Here is a 6,194-nt window from a genome sequence, read left to right on the forward strand (position 1 = left end):
TCACACAGGTCAGGCCAGAAGCGAATCACCATCTCCGCCGCGCAGGAAATCACATCAGAGTCAGTTCATCCGCTCGACGGTATAACTCGGGGCCGCCCCGGCTTGCAGCCAGCGGCGGAGCGTCTTGCGATCGGCGTTCAGCTGGCGAGACATGTCGCTGATCGAGGCGCCGGCTGCATGCATGCGGGCGGCTTCTTCGTAACGGGCCTGCCGCCTCGCCCGTCCCGCCTCCTGGCGCTGCTGGGCCGCTGAGGCCTGGCGTGAGTGGGAACAGCGGCCGCAGCCCTGATGACGCAGTCGGCCGCCACCTCTCGCCCGGGGACACCCTGAGGCAACTGGTTTTCATGGGAGGGAACCTGTTGTCCGGCGGCTACATGCTCCAGGCACTGTGGGTGACGCTGCAGGAACTTGTGCTGTCCTTCGCGCTCGCGGTCGGGATCGGCTTCGCCCTTGGCGTGCTGGTGGGGGAGACCGCCTTCGGTGAGCGCGCCGTGATGCCCTATCTGGTCGCGGTGCCCAGGCCAAGCGCCGGCGCGGGACGCCGCGCCGCGGGTGGAGGCGGCGGAAGCGCTGCGCGCCGCCCTGGGCTGGCGCCGAGGGGAAGCGGCCGGGCGCGCGGACGCCCGGCCATGTCGTCCCGCGTCAGTAGTAGCCGCGCGGGCCGCGTGGTGGCGGAGGCGGAGGCGGCCGCCACTCGGGCGGTCGGTTCGCCTGGTTGTAGAGATAGCCGGCGCCCGCGCCGACACCGGCCCCGATCAGGGCGCCGAGGCCGGCATCGCCGCTGAAGGAACCCACAATGCTGCCCAGCGCCGCGCCGCCGGCGGTGCCGCCGAGGAGGTTGCGAGTCTCGGGGTTCATGCCGCCCGGCCCGCAGGCGCCGAGGGAGAGCACTGCCACCAGGGGCAAAGCTACGCGGAAATGGCGAATCATCTGCATCCCCTTCTCAGCGGCCCATGGTGCCGCGGTTGGCGCCGCGCTGCTGGGCTGCATCTCCACAGGGAAAACTCGCCTGTGCCCAGCGGGTGAGGCCGTCGATCGCCGGCTCGTTGCTATATTGCGGATTCTGCCGCGCCCATGCGGCGAAGGAGAGGCCGCTCTCCGCCACGGTCGGGGGTGGATTGGGGAGGCAGTAGAGCGGACTTGCCTGGTTGCCGACCATCCGCTCGGCCGTGTGGTACTGGCCCGCCGCCGTGATGTAGCCCTGGCAATAAGCGATGGATTCCAGGCGGCGCGGATGCTGGGGCGATGGATCACAGATCGCCGCCAGATCGGCGACGCTGCCGGCATGGGTCACGATGGAAGCACCCCCCTGCGGTGCCATCTGGGCCAGTGCAGGGGCTGTGGCCAAGGCGATGAGCGCCGAGGCCAAGGTGAGTATCCGCATGAGATCGGTCCTCGCATGATCGCGCCGCGGGGACCCGTGCAGGATAGCCCGGCGGCCTGAACCGGCGGCCGGGCGCACCCGGCCGCCAGGAGTGGAAGCCGCGCGGCGCATGATAGTTGCGATGCCGTTCCCAAAGTAGGGCCGCGAAAGGGTGCCGCCAGGGGCCGGGGCCTAGAGGCTGTTGATCAGGCATCCGGCCCGTTCAGCAGCCGCCCACCCGGCGCATGGCGGTATGCACCAATCACCATCTCGCCAGCCCCGAGGCCGAGGCGTGCAGATCATCACGCAGGTCGGTGCGGGTGAGGAAAGCGCGCGCGGTCATCCGGCGATGGCCCTCAGCCGGCCGGCGTCAACCGGCGGCCCCGGCTGCATGCCCGGGCCGCCGATGGGCGGTCAGACGCCGATGGCGGCCTTGATCTTCTCGCGCGTCATCGGCAGGTCGCGCAGGCGCTGGCCGGCGGCGCGCGCCACGGCATTGCCGATGGCCGCCGCCGCGGGCCCCTGCCCAGTCTCCCCCGCCCCCAGGAAAGGCATGCCGGGCCGGTCGATCATATGCACCTCCATCTGCCGGGGCACGGCGTTGAAGCGCATCATCGGGTAGGTGGACCAGTCCACGCTGGTCAGGCCGTTCGGCGTGAAGCCCACGGATTCATAGAGCGTCCAGCTGGTGGATTGGATGATGGCGCCTTCCACCTGATTGCGAAGCCCGTCGGGATTGATGACCTGCCCGGCATCCACCGCCGCCACGACGCGCAGTGGCCGCACGCGTCCGGTCTCGCGCTCCACCGTCACCTCGGCCGCCACGGCGCAATAGGCGGCGTAGTTCTTGTAGCGCGCGAAGCCAAAGCCATGGCCGATTCCAGGTGCCGGCCTGCCCTTGCCCCAGCCGAACTTCTCTGCCGCCAGCTGGATGACGGCACGACCCCGCTCATCCTCCAGGTGCCGCAGGCGGAATTCCACGGGGTCGGCGCCGGCGGCATCCGCCAGCTCGTCCATGAAGCTCTCGATGCTGAAGACGTTCATGAAGGCACCGAGCCCCCGCAGGGCCGAGACGCGCAGCGGCATCTGCGGGATGAAGTGGTGCATCACCTGGGCATTGGGGAAGGTGTAGAGCGGGATGGCGTTGCGGTCGCCAGCCCCCGCCGGCTGCGGCGCGGGCCGGGGCGTCGCGGGCGTGAAGGGCTCGGCCAGATGCTGCGCAGCCAGCAGGTTGCCCGCCGGGCCGGGGCGGGTGTTGTGGGTATTGCTCCAGACGCCGTAGTCCCAGTTGATGATCCGCCCCTGCGCGTCCAGCTTTCCGCCGGCTTCGGTGATCATGGCGGGGGAGAGCGGCTCCCAGCCCTGTTCCTGCTCCCGCATCCATTGCAGGCGAATGGGGCGGCCCGGCATGGCGCGGGCGACCAGCACGGCATCCGCCGCCACGTCGTCGGCGCCGTTATGGCCATAGCAGCCGGACCCCTCGACATGGATGCAGCGCACCTGCTCCGCCGGCATCCGCAGCATTTCGGAAAGGGCGCCGCGCAGGGGGTAGACGCCCTGGCTATGCGTCCAGACCGTCATCACCCCATCCTGGAACTGTGCCAGGGCGCAGGAGGGGCCGATGGAGCCATGCGCCTGGTACTGGCGCGTATAGGTGGCGCGCAGCTCCTTGGCCGTGCCGGGGACAGGCGCGTTCTTGTCCAGGATGGAATAGCTCTCGGTCGGCAGGGCGCGCATTGTGGCGAAGAGGTCACGCTGCTCCGGCAGGCCCGGCCCGCCCTCCCAGCGCGCGCCGGCGGCCAGGGCACGCATGGCTTTGATGGCCTGCCATTCACGCTCCGCCACCACGGCCAGGAAGCTGCCATCCCGCACCACGCCCAGCACGCCCGGCAGGGCCTCGGCGGCGCTGCTGTCCAGCAGGGCGAGCCGCGCGCCCGGCGCGGGCGGCCGCACCACGCGGGCATGGACCATGCCTTCCGGCCTCATATCTTGCACATAGGCCGCGCCGCCCGTGACCTTGGCGGGAATATCCACGCGCGGCACGGGCTGGCCCATGACCCGGAACTGGTCGGGCGCCTTCAGCCTGGATTCTGGCTGGGCCTTCACATGCAGGTCCAGCCCCGTCACCAGTTCCCCGAAGCTGAGGCGGCGGCCATCGGCGGCGATGACGGCGCCCTGCTCGGCGCGCAGGCTTCCGGCATCCAGGCCCAGTTGCCCGGCGGCGCGGCCGATCAGCAGCTCCCGCACCTGCGCGGCGGCATGGCGGATGGCGGTGCCGCTTTCCTGCATGGACTGGCTGCCGGCGGTATAGCCCTCATTGGGCGTGCGGCCGGTATCGCCGCTGACGAGCTGGATGCGCTCCATTGGCACTTCCAGCTCCTCCGCCGCGATCTGCATCACCGCCGTCCTGACGCCCTGCCCCAACTCCACCTTGCCGGTGAAGAGGGTGACGGCGCCCTGGGCGTCGATCCGCAGCCAGGCATCCAGCTCGGGCGTGGTCTTCAGGCTGCCCGGCAGTGGCGGCGCCTTGGCGGGCGGCGTGGCGGACTGCCCGGCTTCCTGCGCGCGCAGCGGCAGGGTGAAGCCCAGAACCAGCGCCCCGCCAACGCCGAGAAGCCCGCGGCGGGAGAGTTCGGCGCTCATCGCACGGCTCCCGTCGCCGGGGTGGGACTGGCATCGGCCCGCTGCATCAGGCCCGCCGCGCGGCGGACGGCCTTCAGGATCCGCATATGCGTGCCGCAGCGGCAGAGGTTGGTCTGCAGGCTCGAGCGGATCTCGTCATCCGTCGGGTTCGGGTTGGCGCGCAGCAGGGCCTGGGCGCGCATCATCATGCCGGGGATGCAGTAGCCGCACTGGGCCGCCTGCTCCTCGATAAAGGCGCGTTGCAGGGCACCGGGCGCATCGGCGGTGCCGAGGCCCTCCAGCGTCGTGATCTCCCGCCCCTCCAGCAGCAGCACGGGGGAGACGCAGGAGAAGACCGCCTCCCCATCCACCACCACGGTGCAGGAGCCGCACTGGCCGAGGCCGCAGCCGTATTTGGCCGCGTTCAGCCCCAGCTCATCCCGCAGCGCGTAGAGCAGCGGCGTTTCCGGGTCGATATCCAGCGAATGCTGCTGGCCGTTTACCTTGAGATTCACCATGGCAGGCCTCACTGGGTCGGGTCGGCGGGAGCGGATTGCACGGCATCGGTGGGCCGGGAGGCCGAGGTCGTATGGCCCCGCCGCACCTCGCGCACCAAGGCTTCCACCCCCGTCCAGGGCTGCTGGTCCGTGAAGGCGGCGCGGATATAGCCTAGCAGCTCGACGATCTGCTGATCGGTCAAGACTGCGCGGAATCCCGGCATGATCGGCGCGCGCTCACCCTCGGCAGCAGGCAGGCCGTCCAGCACGACATTGATGAGGTTGCGCGGATTGGGCCCATGCGGGGCGGTGCTGCCCTTCAGATGCATGCCACCGAAGGGCAGTGGCCGCCCGGCCTCGTGGCAACTGGCGCAGGCGCTGGCATAGACGGCGCGGCCGGCATCCTGCCCGGGAACCGGGGGCACCGCCTGGCTGTCGGCCATGGTGGGGCTGGTGCCGGGGCCGGGCACGGGGATGATGGGGGCCGGCACCGTGGCCGGCGTCACGCCATGCCCCATCTTCCGCGCCACATAGCCGGCGATGGCGCGCACATCCTCCTCCGGCACCCAGGCCAGATTGGCCACCACGGGCGCCATCGGGCCACGGGCGATGCCGTGCGAGGCTTCCCAGCCATGGCGGAGGTAGTGAAAGAGGCTTTCCTCCGTCCAGGGCTGCGGCGCCGGGGAGGATTGGTTGACGGCATAGGCGTACCAGCCCTCCGCCTCCCCGCCCGAGAGGGCATGGTCGTGCTGCACGGCGCCCAGGGCGTTGCGCGGCGAGTGGCAGGCGCCGCAATGGCCGAGGCCTTCCGCCAGATAGGCACCATGATCGGCTTCGAGTTCCGGCCGTGGCCCTTCCTCCAGGAAGAGCAGCTTCCAGCCCGCCAGCAGCGGCCGGAAGCCCAGCGGGAAGACCAGCTCATTGGCCGGGGTCTCGGCCCGCACCGGCTCACGCGTCATCAGATAGGCGTAGATGGCGCGGTTATCGGCCTCGGTGACGAGCGTGAAGTGGTCGTAGGGGAAAGCCGGATAGAGGTGGCTGCCCTCGCGGTCTACGCCCTCCCGCATCGCGCGCTGGAAGGCGGCTTCCGACCAACGGCCGATCCCCGCCTCCGGGTCCGGGGTGATATTGGTGGAATAGACGGTGCCGAAGGGCGTCGGCAGGGCCAGCCCTCCAGCGAAGACCTTGCCGCCTGGCGCGGTGTGGCAGGTGTTGCAATCGCCGATCGCCGCCAGTTCCGCCCCGCGCCGGATCAGCTCGGGCGGAAAACTCTCACGCGTCGGTGGCGTCACGGGGTCCAGGGCGGGCTTCCAGGCCAGCGCGGCGAAGCCGGCGCCGGCCAGGACGATCGCCCCGGCGGCCCCCAGCAGTAGTGTCTTGAGTCTTGGCACGGTTACCTCCGCGCGCAGCATGTTGCGCCGCCGGTCTAACCGCAACCCCACGGCGAAGAAGAGCACCGGCCTACATCTCAACCGCCACCACGCCGCCGACAGAACAAAACCACGCATCGGGGATGACTTGTCCGACGATCAGGCTATGGATTTGAACGTTGATCAGGCCCTTCACGAAAGCTTGGGTTGGAAAAAACCGGGAGAACACGCCGAACATGTCCAGAGGGCCTTCAGCCTACTAGGCTCAGGACCTATTAATGAGCCTCTTGAGCTTTGATCTTGCTGTGATTCCATGGCGTCGGAGGTGCTGCCATGGCTGAC

7 protein-coding genes are annotated in these 6,194 nt (G+C 70.0%); 1 reads left to right on the forward strand and 6 read right to left on the reverse strand.

The annotated features are described in order from the left end of the window. Positions 1-252 (forward strand): hypothetical protein (locus EBE87_RS30160; RefSeq protein WP_233560258.1); only part of this gene is annotated, 252 nt, incomplete at its 5' end. Positions 253-642: 390 nt separating this feature from the next. On the opposite strand, the gene EBE87_RS27390 is transcribed toward EBE87_RS30160, so the two are convergent. The 6 genes from EBE87_RS27390 to EBE87_RS29255 form a co-directional block, all read right to left on the reverse strand. Next, on the reverse strand, positions 643-930 hold the full coding sequence (locus tag EBE87_RS27390) for a glycine zipper domain-containing protein (protein WP_120640875.1): 288 nt from the start codon (positions 928-930) through the stop codon (positions 643-645). Between the two features lie 13 nt (positions 931-943). Continuing rightward, positions 944-1,384 carry a Rap1a/Tai family immunity protein gene (locus EBE87_RS27395; protein WP_147426232.1) on the reverse strand — a complete coding sequence of 147 codons (441 nt, stop codon included), beginning with the start codon at positions 1,382-1,384 and terminating at the stop codon, positions 944-946. Between the two features lie 393 nt (positions 1,385-1,777). Next, entirely contained in the window at positions 1,778-4,006 is a 2,229-nt protein-coding gene (locus EBE87_RS27400) for a xanthine dehydrogenase family protein molybdopterin-binding subunit (RefSeq protein WP_120640873.1), read from the reverse strand. Continuing rightward, entirely contained in the window at positions 4,003-4,503 is a 501-nt protein-coding gene (locus EBE87_RS27405; RefSeq protein ID WP_120640872.1) for a (2Fe-2S)-binding protein, read from the reverse strand. The genes EBE87_RS27400 and EBE87_RS27405 overlap by 4 nt, the downstream gene beginning before the upstream one ends. An 8-nt stretch (positions 4,504-4,511) precedes the next feature. Then, entirely contained in the window at positions 4,512-5,873 is a 1,362-nt protein-coding gene (locus tag EBE87_RS27410) for a cytochrome c (RefSeq protein WP_158601057.1), read from the reverse strand. Positions 5,874-5,943: 70 nt separating this feature from the next. Then, a complete protein-coding gene (locus EBE87_RS29255; RefSeq protein ID WP_158601056.1) occupies positions 5,944-6,090 on the reverse strand; it encodes a hypothetical protein in 147 nt (48 codons plus the stop codon). Between the last annotated feature and the right edge of the window lie 104 nt (positions 6,091-6,194).

Origin of the sequence: Teichococcus wenyumeiae, assembly GCF_003696345.1 — a bacterium.
Taxonomy (GTDB): domain Bacteria; phylum Pseudomonadota; class Alphaproteobacteria; order Acetobacterales; family Acetobacteraceae; genus Pseudoroseomonas; species Pseudoroseomonas wenyumeiae.